At 74.3% G+C, this 15,719-nt stretch carries 11 protein-coding genes and 1 other RNA gene; 2 read left to right on the top strand and 10 right to left on the bottom strand.

Annotated elements, in window-relative coordinates:
• Positions 1–42: 42 nt before the first annotated feature.
• From ssrA to ftsE, 5 genes are all read right to left on the bottom strand, one after another.
• Positions 43–415, bottom strand: a transfer-messenger RNA (tmRNA) gene (ssrA, locus tag ACFYMO_RS10740).
• 131 nt (positions 416–546) lie between these two features.
• Positions 547–1,068, bottom strand: a complete 522-nt coding sequence (gene smpB, locus ACFYMO_RS10745) for an SsrA-binding protein SmpB (protein ID WP_366773238.1) — start codon at positions 1,066–1,068, stop codon at positions 547–549.
• A gap of 27 nt (positions 1,069–1,095) precedes the next feature.
• On the bottom strand, positions 1,096–2,415 hold the full coding sequence (locus tag ACFYMO_RS10750) for a S41 family peptidase (RefSeq protein ID WP_388545610.1): 1,320 nt from the start codon (positions 2,413–2,415) through the stop codon (positions 1,096–1,098).
• Positions 2,416–2,483: 68 nt separating this feature from the next.
• A complete protein-coding gene (gene ftsX, locus ACFYMO_RS10755; RefSeq protein ID WP_366773200.1) occupies positions 2,484–3,398 on the bottom strand; it encodes a permease-like cell division protein FtsX in 915 nt (304 codons plus the stop codon).
• Between the two features lie 41 nt (positions 3,399–3,439).
• Positions 3,440–4,129: a cell division ATP-binding protein FtsE gene (gene ftsE, locus ACFYMO_RS10760; RefSeq protein WP_366773199.1), complete on the bottom strand. Its 690-nt coding sequence runs from the start codon at positions 4,127–4,129 to the stop codon at positions 3,440–3,442.
• A 265-nt stretch (positions 4,130–4,394) separates the two neighbouring features.
• Between ftsE and ACFYMO_RS10765 the strand changes: the two genes are divergently transcribed.
• The gene (locus tag ACFYMO_RS10765) at positions 4,395–4,589 is read left to right on the top strand and encodes a hypothetical protein (RefSeq protein ID WP_078534678.1); all 195 of its coding nucleotides are present in this window, start codon (positions 4,395–4,397) and stop codon (positions 4,587–4,589) included.
• Positions 4,590–4,738: 149 nt separating this feature from the next.
• Here the strand turns inward: ACFYMO_RS10765 and ACFYMO_RS10770 are convergent, their stop codons facing one another.
• The 5 genes from ACFYMO_RS10770 to ACFYMO_RS10790 form a co-directional block, all read right to left on the bottom strand.
• Positions 4,739–5,518 carry a collagen-like protein gene (locus ACFYMO_RS10770; protein ID WP_366773198.1) on the bottom strand — a complete coding sequence of 260 codons (780 nt, stop codon included), beginning with the start codon at positions 5,516–5,518 and terminating at the stop codon, positions 4,739–4,741.
• A 267-nt stretch (positions 5,519–5,785) separates the two neighbouring features.
• Entirely contained in the window at positions 5,786–6,901 is a 1,116-nt protein-coding gene (gene prfB, locus ACFYMO_RS10775; RefSeq protein ID WP_366773197.1) for a peptide chain release factor 2, read from the bottom strand.
• A gap of 35 nt (positions 6,902–6,936) precedes the next feature.
• Complete coding sequence (locus ACFYMO_RS10780; protein WP_366773196.1) at positions 6,937–7,710, bottom strand: 2OG-Fe dioxygenase family protein; 774 nt, start codon at positions 7,708–7,710, stop codon at positions 6,937–6,939.
• Between the two features lie 128 nt (positions 7,711–7,838).
• Positions 7,839–9,200, bottom strand: a complete 1,362-nt coding sequence (locus tag ACFYMO_RS10785) for a serine/threonine-protein kinase (protein WP_388545616.1) — start codon at positions 9,198–9,200, stop codon at positions 7,839–7,841.
• A gap of 207 nt (positions 9,201–9,407) precedes the next feature.
• Positions 9,408–11,168, bottom strand: a complete 1,761-nt coding sequence (locus ACFYMO_RS10790) for a serine/threonine-protein kinase (RefSeq protein WP_388545695.1) — start codon at positions 11,166–11,168, stop codon at positions 9,408–9,410.
• 377 nt (positions 11,169–11,545) lie between these two features.
• Here ACFYMO_RS10790 and ACFYMO_RS10795 point away from each other — a divergent pair, with 377 nt between their 5' ends.
• A complete protein-coding gene (locus ACFYMO_RS10795) occupies positions 11,546–15,712 on the top strand; it encodes an FHA domain-containing protein (protein ID WP_388545619.1) in 4,167 nt (1,388 codons plus the stop codon).
• Positions 15,713–15,719 lie beyond the last annotated feature (7 nt).

The following is a 15,719-nucleotide window of genomic DNA, read 5'->3' on the forward strand; positions in this document are numbered from 1 at the left end:
AGGCGGTCCACGCTTTCCGTGGGCACACCTCGCCTCTCGCCTTCGTGGAGATGGCGGGAATCGAACCCGCGTCCAACGAAGTGGAAACAGGGCTTCTCCGAGCGCAGTCCGCTGCGATTTTCTCGGCCCCGGAGATCACGCGGACAAGTCTCCGACGGGCCCAGTCACTGTTCGATGTCCCGGTAGGTCCCGTGACCGGACCTACGCGGTGAGTTCCCTTAGCTGATGCCAGGAACCGGGGCGGGAACTACCCCGGGCTGACACTTCGCAGGTCGCTGCTCAGGCAGCGAGGGCGAAGGAATCGCGCTTGGTGTTGGCGATTATTTTTTTGCGGCACATGGTTAACGAGATCATTGCCGCGTTCCTCGGCTCGCTTCCCCTGCTTCGACGTTCGCTGTCGAAACCGATCATCCCCGTGTTGAGTTGACAATCTGCACACCCACCCTCCCGGGCGGTGCCGTCATGCTGCTCCCATACTACGTGACCCGGCCGCGGCGATGCCAACCATTTGGGCACCGACGGGAACGTGCTCAGACCCCGGAAGCCTCAGACCGTCGCGCGCTGGCGTCGGCGGACCGCCGAGACGGCACGTTCCGCCTCGCGGCGGTCCTGCTTCTCCCGGAGCGTCTGCCGCTTGTCGTACTCCTTCTTGCCCTTGGCCAGAGCGATCTCCACCTTGGCCCGGCCCCGGTAGAAGTAGAGCTGGAGCGGGACCAGGGTGTAGCCGGTCTCCTGGAGCTTGCCGGTGAGCTTGTCGATCTCGGCCCGATGGAGCAGCAGCTTCCGCTTGCGCCGGGCCGCGTGGTTGGTCCAGGTGCCCTGCGCGTACTCCGGAATGTGCACGTTGTGCAGCCAGACCTCGCCGCCGTCGATCTGGGCGAAGCCGTCGACGAGCGAGGCACGGCCCTGCCGCAGCGACTTGACCTCGGTGCCCGTCAGCGCGATGCCGCACTCGTACGTGTCCAGCACGAGGTAGTCATGACGCGCCTTCTTGTTCTGCGCGATGAGCTTCCGGGTGTCCTTGTCGTCCTTGGCCTTGGCCTTGGCATTGGTCCGTGTCGTCTTCATCTTCGCCATAGCCGGTCCATTCTCCCACTACGACCGGGCCCCGAGGCCACTCAATACTGTCCTGGCCCGCTCCATGGACTCGCCCCTGCTGCGCACCGAGAGGTCGGGCGCGATGCCGTGCCCCTCCACGTCGCGACCCGACGGAGTCGTGTAGTGCCCCACCGTCAGCTCGGCGACGGAGCCGTCGGACTGGGGGCGGGGCATCTGCACCGACCCCTTGCCGAAGGTCCGCGAGCCGACCACGACGGCGCGGCCCCGGTCCTGCAACGCACCGGTGAGCATCTCGGCCGCGCTCATCGTCCCGCCGTCGACCAGCACGACCAGCGGGCGCCGCTCGACGTCGCCTGGGTGCTCCGCGTCGTCCTCGGCGTACAGCGCGTGCTCGGTGCCGTCGTCGTCGTAGGTGGCGACGAGACCGCCGTCGAGGAACGCCCCTGCGGCGGTGACCGCCTCGTCCACCAGGCCGCCGGAGTTGCCCCGCAGGTCCAGCAGGACGGGCCCGGTCTCCGGTACCCGCTCGCGGACCGCCTTGCGCACCTGTTCGCCGGAGCCCCGGGTGAAGGAGCGGATCGCGACCCGGGTGACGCCCTCGCCGACCCGGTCCACCCGCACCGACTCGGTCGTCAGCCGCTCCCGGCGCAGCGTGCGGTGCAGGTCGCGGCCGCCGCGGGTGAGGTGGAGCCGGACCCGGGTGCCGGGGTCGGCCGCGTCGGCGGGGGAATCCGGGTCGGAGCCGCGCAGCAGCGCCACCACGGCGGTGACCGGCTTGCCCGTCACGCGCCGACCGGCCACCGAGCGCAGCCGGTCGCCCGCCCGGATGCCGGCGCGGTCGGCGGGGCTGCCGGGCTGCACCCGCTCCACCCGCACGGCGGTACCGTACCCGGTCCGCTGCCCGCCCGCGCGGTCGGTGGCGCTCTCCGCGTCCGCGGCGCCGCTCCCGGAGCCGTCGGTGCGCGGTGCGTCGGCCCGGGTCTGCCGTACGGAGATGCCGACCCCCACGTAGGAGCCGTCGAGGGCCTGCCGCAGCCCCTCGTACTCACGGGCCGAGTAGGCGGCGGACCAGCGGTCGCCGCTGCGGCTGACCACGGCGTCCGCCGCGTCGCCTCCGGCCCGCCCGCGGGCGCCGCGCGAGCCGGCGGACTCGCCCTTGGCGTCGACCGGGCCGCCGAGTGCGCTGCGGCCCGCGCCGTGCGCGGCGCTGCCGGGGGCGGCCGACCCGAAGGCGGCCAGCTCCCCGCCGAACGCTCCGGTGGCGGCTCCGGTCGCCAGCACACCGGCGAAGACCATCGTCAGGGCCCCGCGCCGCGGCCGGCGCGGGCGCGTGTCGAGGAACCACGAGCCTGGCATGGTCCGGAGTGTAGGCCAGTGCGGGGCGCCTCACGGCGGGTTGGGCGCACGGCGCCTCGCGGCCTGTGTCACACCTTCAGGTACTTGCGCAACGTGAAGAAGGCTGCCACGGCAGGCATCAGCAGCCCCACCGCGAGAATCCGTGGCATCACCGCGATCACCGCGTCCCAGCCGATGAACTCGATCAGCACGATCTTCTGCTGCAGCCAGTTGTTGATCAGGAAGTACTTGCCCAGGACGAGCAGCACACAGGCGAACCCGGCGCCGATCAGCCCCGCGATGGCGGCCTCCAGGATGAACGGCATCTGGATGTAGAAACTGGACGCGCCCACCAGCCGCATGATCCCGGTCTCCCGGCGTCTGCTGAACGCCGACACCCGCACGGTGTTGACGATCAGCAGCAGCGCGACCACCAGCATCAGCGCCATCACGCACAGGGCCGCGATGTTCATACCGTTGAGGAGGTTGAAGAGCGGCTCCAGCGTCTTGCGCTGGTCCTGCACCTCCTGGACTCCCTGTCTGCCGGAGAAGGCGGTCTGCAGAACCTGGTACTTGGTCGGGTCCTTGAGTTTGACCCGGTAGGACTCCTGCATCTGGTCCGGCGTCAGCGAAGCGGCCAGCGGCGAGTCCTTGAACTGCTTCTTGTACAGCTTGTACGCCTGGTCGGCGGACTCGTGGTAGACCTTCTCGACGACGTCGAGCTTCTTCAGGTCAGCCTTGATCTCGCTCTTCTGCTGCCGGGTGACCGCGCCCTTGGCGCAGTTGGGGTCGTCCGAGGAGGCGTCGTTCTTGTTGCACAGGTAGATCGAGACCTGGACCTTGTCGAACCAGTACCCCTTCATCGTGCTCACCTGCTCGCGGGCGAGCAGCGAGCCGCCCGCCAGCGCGAGCGACAGGGCGACCGAGACGATCACCGCGAAGGTCATCGTGAGATTGCGGCGGAGACCGACGCCGATCTCCGACAGGACGAACTGGGCGCGCATGGCGTCCTTTCCTCAGTGCTGGTGCCGGTGCCTCAGTCGCCTCAGTGCTGGTATCCGTAGACACCGCGCGACTGGTCGCGCACGAGGCGGCCCGTCTCGAGTTCGATGACGCGCTTGCGCATCTGGTCGACGATCTGCTGATCGTGGGTGGCCATCACCACGGTGGTGCCCGTGCGGTTGATCCGGTCCAGCAGCTTCATGATGCCGACGGAGGTCTGCGGGTCCAGGTTGCCGGTCGGCTCGTCGGCGATCAGCAGCATCGGGCGGTTGGCGAAGGCCCGCGCGATGGCGACCCGCTGCTGCTCGCCGCCGGACAGCTCACCGGGCATCCGCTCTTCCTTGCCGCCCAGGCCGACCAGCTCCAGGACCTCGGGGACCGTCTTGCGGATCTGGCCGTTCGACTTGCCGATGACCTCCAGCGCGAAGGCCACGTTCTGCCCGACGGTCTTGTTGCCCAGCAGCCGGAAGTCCTGGAAGACCGTGCCGAGCTGCCGCCGCATCTGCGGCACCTTCCAGTTGGACAGCCGCGCCAGGTCCTTGCCGAGCACATGCACCTGGCCGGAGCTGGCCCGCTCCTCGCGCAGGAGCAGCCGCAGGAAGGTGGACTTGCCGGAACCGGAGGAGCCCACCAGGAACACGAACTCGCCGCGCTCGACCTCCAGCGAGACATCGCGGAGCGCCGGGCGGTTCTGCTTGGGATAGGACTTGGAGACGCTGTCGAATCGGATCACGGATACACCACGTCGACCTGGGTAGGGACAACGGAAACCGCGGTGCGGCCCCCTGGGACGCCCACCGGCGGCAGCCGGGAGCGGTGTGGGCGACCATACGCGAAGCGTGGCGTACCGCGCACGCGGCACCCGCGCCCTCACCCCGCCCCCGCGCCCCACCTGCCTGTTTCTGCGTGGAGCCGCCTCACCTGGCAGAGTGGAATCGAGCACCCCTGGGGAACGAATCACTCACGGGTGTCGTTGGCGCGACTGAGGAGGAGTTCGCATGACATGCGATCGACTGGTGTGTGCCAACTGCGCGGGGCCCGTGAACGAGGGGCGTTGTGCCGTGTGCCGTGCCCATCGGGAACGGCTGCACCGGGAGGCCCCGCTGGCGCATCTGTCCCCGGCGGCGCTGATCGCCCTGCTGGCGGCACTGATAGCGGTAACACTTGTGGCACAGCGCGTAGCCACGGCGTGACGTCGCAGACGCGCGCCGTGCACGAGCGCCGTCCCGGCGGGTGACCCGCCGGGACGCCGAGCCGTGTCGTCACCGGAAAACACGAACGCGCCGGGTTGCGGCGGTCCGAAGACCCCCGCGCCCCGGCGCGCTGGTGCGAGCCTGACTCCCTAGGCGGCGGTGCGCCGCGAGGCGAGCCTCGGCATCAGGCGGAACCCGACGCCACCGGCGATCATCGTCGCCGCGCCCACCAGCAGGAAGGTCGTCTCACCCGAACCGGTCTCGGCCAGCTCGTCCTTCGGCGCCTCCGGCTTGCTGTCCTGGACCGGCTGGCTGCCCGCGCTGTCCGGGTTGGTGCCGACCTCGCACTTCACCTGGTCACCGTCGAGGTCGCAGGTGTCGTCGCCGCCACCGCCGGAACCACCGGTGGTCGCCGGCTGCTCGCCGCCGCCTCCGTTGCCGTTGCCACCGTTGCCGTTGCCACCGCTGTGGGCGTTGCCGCCGTTGCCGTTGCCGCCGTTGTCGGCCGCACCGCCGTCGTCGCCACCAGCATTGCCGTTGCCGCCGTTGTCGGCCGCACCGCCGTCGTTGCCGTTGCCACCGTCGGCGACACCGCCATCGTCGCCGTTGCCACCGTCGGCGACACCGCCGTCGTTGCCGCTGCCGCCGTCGTTGCCGCCGATGACGGTGCCGCCGATGCCGCCGTCGTCACCACCGATGCCGCCGTCGCCGCCGCCGATGCCGTTGTCGCCGCCGCTGTCGCCGCCGCTGTCACCGCCGCCGTCGCTGTCGCCACCGCCGAAAATGCCGCCGAGGATGCCGCCGGAGTCTCCGTTGTCCGACACATCGGCGGCCTGCGCGGCACCTGCGGCGGTCAGCGAGGCGCCCGCGGCGAACACGGCCGCTGCGGCGATCCGCGCGACCCGCAGCCGCGTCTTCGATTTGCTCATGTTCCAACTACCCCCAGTAGCTGTACTCGTGGATGGGGCCGCTGCGCGTGGAGCGCGATCCGCACCGGGCTTGCCGTCGAGGCGATGTCGAGGCGATGTCGTACCCCCACCCGGACTGCCGCCGTCTTCACCGGGGCTCTCCCGCCCCGTTCATGCGCTCCTGACACAGGCATGCCGAGCCAACAGCTTTCCCCAGCCCTCGTGTGCGCGTCAAGCGAAGATCCGTCGAACAGGCCCGAGGCGTGCCCGACAAAGCCTGACGCGACGTCAGTTCTGGGCCTGCTCCTGCTGCTTGCGCCAGCGGATACCGGCCTCCAGGAAGCTGTCGATGTCGCCGTCGAGCACGCCCTGCGGGTTGCCCACCTCGTACTCGGTGCGCAGGTCCTTGACCATCTGGTACGGGTGCAGGACGTACGAACGCATCTGGCTGCCCCAGGAGTTGCCGCCGTCGCCCTTGAGCGCGTCCATCTTGGCCTGCTCCTCCTGGCGGCGGTGGGCGAGCAGTCGCGCCTGCATGACGCGCATGGCGGCGGCGCGGTTCTGGATCTGCGACTTCTCGTTCTGGCAGGAGACGACGATCCCGGTCGGCAGGTGCGTCATGCGCACCGCCGAGTCCGTGGTGTTCACCGACTGGCCACCGGGGCCCGAGGAGCGGAAGACGTCGATCCGCAGCTCGTTCTCCGGGATGTCGATGTGGTCCACCTGCTCCACGACCGGAAGCACCTCGACCCCGGCGAACGAGGTCTGGCGGCGGCCCTGGTTGTCGAACGGCGAGATGCGCACCATCCGGTGCGTGCCCTGCTCCACCGAGAGCGTGCCGTAGGCGTACGGCGCCTTCACCGTGAAGGTCGCGGACTTGATGCCCGCCTCCTCCGCGTAGGAGATGTCGAACACCTCGGTGGGGTAGTCCCGGCGCTCGGCCCAGCGCAGGTACATGCGCATCAGCTGCTCGGCGAAGTCGGCGGCGTCCACACCGCCCGCCTCGGCGCGGACGCTGACGACCGCCTCACGCGGGTCGTACTCACCGGACAGCAGCGTGCGGACCTCCAGCTCGTCCACCGTCTTGCGGACCGCCGCCAGCTCGTTGTCCGCCTCGACGCGGGCGTCCGCGTCGTCCTCGCTCTCGGCCAGCTCGAAGAGCACCCCGACGTCGTCGATCCGCCCCCGCAGCTCCTCGACTCTGCGCAGCTGCCCCTGGAGATAGGAGAGCCGGCTGGTCACCTTCTGCGCGTTCTCGACGTCGTCCCACAGGTCGGGGGCCGCCGCCCGCTCCTCGAGCGCGGCGATGTCTGACCGCATTTTGCCCAGGTCAAGGACGGCCTCGATCGACTCCATGGTGGAGGAGAGGGACTTCAGCTCTTCGGATACATCGACGACTGCCACGCTCCCCACCCTAACCGCAAGCCGCCACCCCAGCCCTAGCCCACTTGGGCGTCACGCTCCGCGCTGCGGTGTGCCGTCAGCGTGGTCACCAGCACGTCCCGGCGCGCGGGCCCGGTGGTCTCCGCCGGGCGGACGGCGCCCACCTCATGCAGGGTGGCCCGGTCGTCGCCGAGCAGCAGGCTGCCCGGCTCGTGCAGGGTGGCGGTCAGCAGCCGGGTGCCGTCGGGCGCGTAGACGGTGTGCCGGCCGCCGACGGCGTTCTGCCGGCCGACCAGCAGGGAACTCACCAGCGTCGCCCCGGCGCGGTGCCGCCCCTCGGGGACGGGCAGCGCGGCCCGGTCGGCCGAGGCGACCACCCGGATCGGATGCGCTCTGACGCTCCACACCTCGGCGTCCCGCAGACAGCTCGCGATCCGGCCCAGCATCCGCACCAGGGCCTTGAAGAGCGGATCGGCCGCGAAGACGTCGGTGAGCGGCTCGATGTGGCCGCCGTCCCCGAGCGGGAGCGGGCCGCTGTCCCCGGGCTGCGCGAAGGCCGGGTGCGGCGCCGGGCGCAGCGCACCGGTGCGGTCCAGCGAGAAGTGCCCGTAGCGGCGCAGGCGGTGCGTGTCGTCCCACGCGGCGTGGCCTTCCGGTGCCAGGTCCTCCCAGTGCAGGTCGAAGTGCCGCCAGTCGGCCGCGTCGGCTCCCACGCACCGGGAGACGGCCGCCGGCTCCATCACCTGGGCGTGCCGGGAGAGCAGTGCCTGCCGGGCGCGGGCGATCTCGCCCGCGCTGCGCCGCGTCGGAGCGCCCGCGATGTCCGCCATGCGGCACCTCCCTCGTGCCCTGCCCGGTACGGCCGGTTCGCCGGGCGCGGCCCGCACGCCGATCCGGCACGTCCAGCCTGCTACGCGCCGCCGCGCTCCGCATCCGGGCCCGGCGCACGGGCTTCCGGTCAGTCCGTCGGGTACCCGTACGCGGGCGCCCGCAACGAGCCGGTGTCCTCCTCGGCGGTGGCCAGCCAGCCGCCCACTGCGAGGGCCACGGCGGCCAGCGCGGCGGCAACGCCTATTTTCAGCCGTCTGCGCCGCACGGCGGTCCGGTGCCGCGCGGACCCGGCGCGCGCCTCACCCGCGGCGCGGGGCGTGCGTGCCGTGCCGTGCGCGCCGCCGGCCAGCTCGTCCTCGCCGGGCACCCGCATGCTCGTGTGGGTGTCCCGGTTCGCGTCGGGGCCGACCCGCGAGTGGACGAGGGGCACGGCGCCGCCGCCCGCGGCGGCCGCCGCCGCGCCGGGGCCGGGACGCCGGTCGTGCGCCGCGCCCCCCGCGCCGCCCGCGCCCGGCGCGTGGCCGGGGTACGCGTCGTCACCCGCGTACTCGTCGTGGTCGGGGTAGGCGTCGTGGTCCGCGTATGCGGCGGGTCCCCCGTGTTCGGCGTGCCCGCCGTACTCGCCGTATTCGTCGTCCTGTTCGTCGATGTCGAGCGGCGGCAGCCCCTCCAGGCCCGGCAGCAGTTCGCGCAGCCGGGCCGCCAGTTCCGCGGCGCGCAGCCGGGAGGCGGGGGCCTTGGCGAGGCACTGGTGGACGAGCTGCCACAGCTCGTCCGGGATGCCGGGCAGCGGCGCCACGGTCTCGGTCACATGTCTGCGCAGCACCGCTCCGGGGTGGCCGCCGCCGAACGGCGTGAAACCCGCCAGCAGTTCGTAGACGACGGTGGCCAGCGCGTAGATGTCGACGGCGGCGCGCGGCGGCAGCCCCTCGACGATCTCGGGCGCCAGGTAGTCGGGGGTGCCGATGATCGAGGTGGCGCGGGTGCGGCTGGGCGAGTCGATGAGCTTGGCGACGCCGAAGTCGGTCAGCAGCGCGGGCGGCGCCCCGCCGGGCCCCTCCAGCGCCAGGGCGTCCAGCAGCACGTTCTCCGGCTTCACGTCGCGATGCACCAGCCCGGCGGCGTGCGCGGCGGCCAGCGCGTCGGCGACGTCGGCGGCGATGGCGACCGCCGCGGCGGGTGCCAGCCGGCGGTCCCGCTCCAGCCTGGTGCGCAGATCGGTACCCCGCACCAGGTCCATGACCAGGGCCAGTTCGTTGCCGTCCACCACCAGGTCGCGTACGCCGACGACGCGCGGATGGTCGAGGCACAGCAGCGCGCTGCGCTCCTGCACGAACCGCTCGACCAGGTCCTGGTCGGAGGCGAGGTCCTCACGCAGCAGCTTGATGGCGACGGGACCCTCCGGTCCGTCACCGAGCCACACCGTTCCGGCGCTGCCGCGGCCGAGGATGCGGTGTGCCGTGTAGCGACTGCCGATCTTCCGTGCCATGGCGACAAAACTACGCGGCGGGGCCCGGGTTGGGAGCCCCGGATGCCGGTAACTGTCACTTCTGTGGGGGAAATCCCCCTTCAGGTGTCGACAAATCCCCATGGTCGCCGGTGCTCGGGTCCGGCCCACGGGGATTCCGGTGCGGCGCCACAGGCTTCCGGTGCGGCGCCGCGGAATTCCGCTTCGGCTGTCGGGCGGGCCGAAGCCTCAGTTGTTGACCTTGTCGAAGAAGTCCCCGATCTCGCGGAACACGTCCTTCGTCGACTCCCAGAAACTCTTGCCGTCGGCCCACCACTGCGGAGCATCCGTCAGGTTCCAGAACAGCACTCCCGCCACCACGAGGATGACGATGAGGAACAGGCACCCCTTGAGGCAGCCCAGCCCCGGGATGCGCATGGGGTTGGCGCTGCGCTGCCGCGGCTCGCGGCGCTGCCGGGGCTCGCGCGGCGGCCCCCCTTGCCGCGGATCCCGCTGCGGCCTCGGGTCCCGCTGCGGCCGGGGCTCCCGGCCCCTGGGCGGCTGCGGCTCGTAGCGCTGCGGCGGCTGCTGTGCGGGCTGCTGCCCGTACTGGCCCTGCCGGCCGTACTGGCCCTGCCCGCCGTACTGACCGTACTGCCCGTGGTCCTGGGGACCGGGCGGCGGCGGGGCCTGCCGCTGGGGGCGGCGGCGCAGCGGATCCATGCTGGGGTCGAGCGGCTGGAACTGGGTCTGCTCGTTGCGGTCCCGGGCCGCGCGCAGCTGGCTCTCCCACGGGTGGGGGCCGTCCTGCTGCGGAGTCCCGCCCTGTCCGCCCGGCGGCGGACCGCCCGGAACCGGCGGCATGACCCGGGTGGAGTCGCCGCCCTGGCCCCCTGGGCCGCTCTGCCCGCCCTGGCCGTAGCCGCCCTGCGGACTGCCGGTCTGCGGCAGCACATTGGTCTCGGCCGACGGGTCGTACCTGCCGGGCGCGCCGTGCGGGCCGCCGGTCTGCGGCAGGACGTCGGTCCGCGCCGCGGGATCGTACTGCCCGCCGCCCGCCGCCGGGGCGCCGGGCGCGGAACCCGGGACGGGTGCGGGCGCCGGGTCGGGTGCCAGCAGCGCGGCCACCCCGAGCGCGGCGCCCGCTGCCTGCGGCGTCGCCTGGGCGCCGATGCCGCCGGCGACGGCCCGCAGGCCGCGCGCCAGGTTCTCGGCGCCGGGCCGCTCGTCGGGGTTCTTGCGCAGACAGTGCTCGATGACCGTCCACAGCGGGTCGGGGAGGTTCGCGGGGCGCTCGGGTTCCTGCGCCAGATGCTGGTGCAGGACGGCGAGGGCGCTGTCGCCGCTGAACGGCGGGTAGCCGCTGACCAGCTCGTACAGCAGGATGCCCGCGCCGTAGACGTCCACCGCCGAGGTCTGCGGGCGGCCCTCGGCCGACTCCGGCGCGACGTAGGCGGGGGTGCCGACGAACTCCTGGGTACGGGTCAGTCCGGGCGAGTCCGCGAGCCGGGCGATGCCGAAGTCGGTGAGCATCGGGCGCATGCCGTTCTCGTCCTCGGTGAGCAGGACGTTCGCGGGCTTCAGGTCCCGGTGCACGACGCCGTCGGCGTGGCTGGCGGCCAGCGCGTCGGCCACCTGTGCGGTGACCAGGCAGGCCGCGACGGGCGAGAACGGGCCGTTCTCGCGCAGGTATCGATGCAGGTCAGGGCCCTCGACGAGGTCCATCACGAGCGCCAGCAGATCGCCTTCGACCACGAGGTCGCGGGTTCTGACGATGTTGTGGTGCGTCAGCCGCAGCAGCACGGAGCGCTCCCGCAGGAAGCGCATCACCACGTCGGGGTCGTTGGCCAGCTCCTCCTTGAGGACCTTGATCGCGACGGTCTCGCCGGGCTGCCCGGCCACCGCCGCCTCCGAGCCCGCCGTCTCGCGCTGGCGGGCCCGCCAGACGGTGCCCGTGGCGCCGCGCCCCAGCGGCTCTTCGAGCAGGTACTTGCTGCCTACCGGCCGCACGTCAATGCGCTCCCTGGTCTCGTTCTGCAATCCCGCCCACAATAGTGCCGCCGCGCAAGGCGGCGCCGAGGCCCGCACCCGCTCGCGGGCACGCGCGGTGACCGGCGCAGCGCACCGGGCACGCGCCGGTGCCCGTTGGGCACGCCTGGCCGGACGGCTCCCCCGGAAGACGCACGCGGGGTGGTGATGGTTGCGGCGGCGCCGTCACCCGGTCAAGATCATCAGCGCGGCAGAATCGGGCGGATGGCCAGGACCGGCTCCGCTGTCGGTCGCGGGTGCGAGTATGCATGCAGTGGTACGGACGATGTGCCGGCGCGTGAGCGCGGTGGGTGGGCTGCCCGCCGAGCGCGCGGCGCGGACGGGACCTGGAGGCGCAGATGCAGATCCGGCTGACTGTCGCGCCGGCGCCACGCGGCGCGCGCGGCACGGCGGACGCGGGCAGGGGCCGCACGGGACCGGCAGCACGCCCCGCCGCGCGGCCGCAGTCGGCACAGCCCCACCCGGTTCAACCGGTCGGACAGGCCAACGTACTGGTCACGGCTCCGGCGGGCACCGTGCTCTCGGCGGTGACCAGCGCACTGGCGACCTCAGCCGCGGCAGCGCTGGCCGCATCGTCCTCCGCTTCCGGTTCCGCCGGGAGCGAGGCGGCGGGCCAGGAGGAGGCGGCGCAGGAGCCAGTGGTCGTCTACGCCGGGACCCGGCGGCTCGACCCGCACCGCCAGATCATCGGCGAGCCCCCGCTGCTGGACGGCGCGCTCATCTCCCTGCACGCCCCCGTCGCCCCCGCCGCGCTCCCCGCGCACGGCGCCGCCGTGACGGCACTGACGGCCTACGGCTCGGCCCGGGCCCGGCTGCATGTCACCGGCGGACCCGACGCGGGCGGCATCCACCTGCTACAGGGCGGCACGGTCCACCTCGGCCGCTCCGCGGAGGCCGACGTCCCGCTGGACGACCCCGACGTCTCCCGGCTGCACTGCGCCGTCACCGTGACCGACGGCGGCACGGTCACCGTGACCGACCTCGGCTCCACCAACGGCACCACGGTCGAGGGCGCCCCGGTCGGCCGGCAGCCCGTCCTGCTGCGCCCGGGCGCCACCCTGCGCATCGGCGAGACGACCGTCCGGCTGGAGGCCGCCGCAGCGGATCCGGCCGCGCCCGGCCCGACCGCACCGCTGGCCCTGCCCACGGCCCCGGACGGCGAAGGGCGCCTCCGCCTCGTCCCCGAGCGGCCCGCCGGAGGCCCCGCCGCCGGAACGGGACCGGGGACGGCCGGCACCTCCGGCGAGCCGCCGGGCCCCGGCGGAGGAGCCGCCCGGGCAGCCGAGCACTGGGGCACGGGGGACGGCCCGGGCCACTCCGCGCACTCCTACGCACCGGCGTCCGGCGGGCCCTTCCCCGGGGCCGACATGGCCCACGGCGCGGGCCTCGTACCTCCCGGCGGCCCGAGTGGCGGTACCGCCGGGCCCCCACCGGGCGACGGGGAGGCGGCAGCCCGCAGAGGCCGGGGCCTGAGCGCCTGGGCCCGGCGCCTCACGGCCCGCACGGAGCCGGCCGGGCCCGGCACGGCACCCGGCGGCGGACCGCGGCACCCCGACCCGGACCCGCACGGGCCGACGCGCTACGGCTCGGGCACCAGCGGCTACGCGGCACACCCGGCCGAGGGCTTCGGGAACCGCCAGGAGGCGGCCGCCGACGCCCTGTCGATGCCGCCCGGCGGTGCGAAGCGCTGGCCGGACCCGGCCTCGGTGCTGCTGAGCGCCCTCGGACCGGGCCCCCGGCTGTGGGAGCGGGGCCCTGAGCATCCGGACGCGCTGACCGTGCGGCTCGGCATCGCGCACCGCGGCGGCGGGCAGGGCGACGCGGTCACCGCCGACCTGCGGCGGGCGGGCGCGCTCGGGCTGGCGGGGCCGCGGGCGCGGCTGGCCGGACTGGCACGGTCCGTGCTGGCGCAGTTGACGGCCCTGCACGGGCCCAGCGCGCTGGAGGTCGTCCTGCTGTCGGCCGACCCGGCGCGCAGCGCCCAGGCACGGCAGCAGGAGTGGGCATGGCTCGGCTGGCTGCCCCATCTGCGCCCGGGACACGGCCAGGACTGCGGGCTGCTGACGGCCTACGACCACGACCAGGCGGCCGCCCGCACGGCGGAGCTGGTACGGCGGCTGGAGGCGCAGGGCTCGGCTCCCCGCCCGGCGGGGGGCAGCGGCCCCGCCGCGGTCGTGGTGGTGGACGGCGACCCCGGCACCGCGGAGCTGCGCGCGAGCACGGCCCGACTGGCACGGGAGGGCCCGGCCGCCGGTATCCATCTGCTCTGCCTGGCCGAGACGCCGCCCGCCAGCCCGTCCTCGCCGCTGACCGCGACCCTCGAAGCGGCGGACGGCGCCTGCCCCGGATTCGCCGAGTGCGGCACGGTCGCCCTGCTGAGCGGCGATGTCGCCACGGCGGTCAAGGTCCTGCACCCCGCCGGACGGGCGGCCCCGCACAGCACCCCGGAGCGCCGGGACAGACAGGCCGGACGCGACGGGCCCGGCACCCGGGGAGGACACACCGGGCACCGCACCCGGGACGGACACGGCGGACCGGGTGGCGGACCGCGTTCCGAGGAGTGGCGGAGCGGACGGGCCCCGGCTCCTGCCGGGGCGGCGGCTCCCGGCGGGGAACCGCAGGACGGGCCGGGCCGAGCGGGCGGCGGCCCGGGGGCGCCGGGCGGGCGCGTGGCCACCGTGGACGCGGTCTCGGCGGCATGGGCCGAGCGGTTCGCGCGGGCGCTGGCGCCGCTGCGGGAACCGGAGGGCACGGGGACCGACGCGTCGGCGGCCCCGACCGTGACCCTGCCCGAGCAGTGCCGGCTGCTGGAGGAGCTGGGGCTGGCCAGGGCGACCCCCGCCGCGCTGCTCGCCCGCTGGTCGGAGCGGGCCGCCGGCACTGCGGGCCGGGTCCCGCTGGTCTTCGGCGCGGGACCGCACGGACCGCTGGAGGCCGACCTCTCGGACCTGTCGGCACTGCCCGCCGGGATGGCGCCCGCCGTCCCCGAGGGCGACACCGGCGCAGCGGGCCGCGCCCTGCCGGGGCACGCCTTCGTCAGCGGCGGCCCCGGATCCGGCAAGACCGAACTGCTCCGCTCGCTGGCGGCCTCCCTCGCCGCCGGGGAACGCCCCGACCGGCTCGCGCTGGTGCTGGTGGACGGCGCCGGTGCGGACGCCGGGGACGGGCTGCGGGTGTGCGAGGAGCTGCCGCACACCACGGCGCGGCTGACGGCGGGCGACCCGGTGCGGATGCGGCAGTTCGCGCAGTCGCTGAGCGCCGAGCTGAAGCGGCGGGCCGACCTGATCGGTGACGAGAGCAGCTTCGAGGAGTATGTGCGCTCGGCCGCCCGCTCCTCCGGACGGGTGGTGGCCCCCCGGCAGGCACCGGAGCGGGAGCCGGTACGGGGGACGGCCGCCGAGCCGCGGGCCGGGGAGGGCGTGCAGGTCCCGGCTCCCGCCCGGGCGCCCGAGGAGCGCGCCGCGGTGGCCGCCCAGCGGTCCGCCGGGCACGGCGGTGACCCGGAGGACCGCGCTGCGGGCAGGAGCGGAGTCCAGGGCGGCGGAAGGCCCGGCGCCGGAAGCGGTGCGGGACTGGAGGCACTGCCGCAGCAGGCCGGGGCGCCCTCGGCGGCCGGGGGCGGGGCGGCCCGGCGGCCGGGCCCGGATCCGGGCGACCGAGCCGTCGGGGGCGGCGGGGCTGCCGAGCCCGAGCCGGACGGTACCCGGCGCACCCTCCGGCTGCGGCGCACCGAGGCGCGGCCCGGGGACCAGCTGCCCGGGGAGCCGGGTACGGCCGCGGCGTCCCGCACCGGGACGGCCCCTACCGAGGGGTCCGGCGCCGAAGCGGCCCGCACCGATTCCACCGGTTCCGCTGGTTCCACTGATTCCGCTGATTCCGCTGGTTCCCGGGGAACCGGCGGGCCGGACGGCGACGCCGCGGCGCCCTCGCTGACGTCGCCCTCCCCGCTGGGGCCCGGCGGTGTGCCGCCCCGGCTCGTGGTGCTGGTGGACGACTTCGACACGCTGGTCGACCCCGCACTGGGCAACCCCGGCCGCCCCGCGGCCGGTTCGGTGGTCCGGGCGCTGGAGGCGGTGGCCCGGGCGGGGAGCCGGCTCGGCGTGCATGTGATCGCGGCGACCGGCCGAGCCGACCGGACGGTGCACACGGCGCCGGCCCGTGCGGCGGCGCTGCATGTGGAGCTGACCGGCGGCGAACGGGGCGCCGAGGGCACGCCGCGCGGCCGGGGCACTCTGACCCTGCGTCAGCGCCGGGGGCCGGAGGGCACCGTGGTCGGCGGGGTGCCGGTCGCCTTCCAGGCGGGCCGGGTCACCGGCCGGATCCCCCGCACCGCGACGCTGCGGCCCACGGTGGTGCCGTTGGACTGGGCGCGCGCCGGGGACCCTCCCGCGCGCCGCCAGGTACGGGAACTGGGCAACGGACCGACCGATCTGGCGCTGCTGGCCAGCGCGATGGAGCGGGCGGCCCGCCAGGTGGCGCCGGGGGCCGCGCCGGGGCCCGGATAGGCACGGC

Source organism: Streptomyces sp. NPDC007025, from assembly GCF_042869455.1.
Lineage (GTDB): Bacteria > Actinomycetota > Actinomycetes > Streptomycetales > Streptomycetaceae > Streptomyces.

Bases quoted from the DNA above. Each gene is read 5' to 3' on its own strand.
- smpB (WP_366773238.1), bottom strand. From the start codon at position 1,068: ATGAAGACGACACGGACCAATGCCAAGGCCAAGGCCAAGGACGACAAG.
- ACFYMO_RS10770 (WP_366773198.1), bottom strand. From the start codon at position 5,518: ATGAGCAAATCGAAGACGCGGCTGCGGGTCGCGCGGATCGCCGCAGCG.
- ACFYMO_RS10795 (WP_388545619.1), top strand. From the start codon at position 11,546: ATGCAGATCCGGCTGACTGTCGCGCCGGCGCCACGCGGCGCGCGCGGC.
- ACFYMO_RS10750 (WP_388545610.1), bottom strand. From the start codon at position 2,415: ATGCCAGGCTCGTGGTTCCTCGACACGCGCCCGCGCCGGCCGCGGCGC.
- ACFYMO_RS10785 (WP_388545616.1), bottom strand. From the start codon at position 9,200: ATGGCACGGAAGATCGGCAGTCGCTACACGGCACACCGCATCCTCGGC.
- ACFYMO_RS10780 (WP_366773196.1), bottom strand. From the start codon at position 7,710: ATGGCGGACATCGCGGGCGCTCCGACGCGGCGCAGCGCGGGCGAGATC.
- ACFYMO_RS10765 (WP_078534678.1), top strand. From the start codon at position 4,395: ATGACATGCGATCGACTGGTGTGTGCCAACTGCGCGGGGCCCGTGAAC.
- ftsX (WP_366773200.1), bottom strand. From the start codon at position 3,398: ATGCGCGCCCAGTTCGTCCTGTCGGAGATCGGCGTCGGTCTCCGCCGC.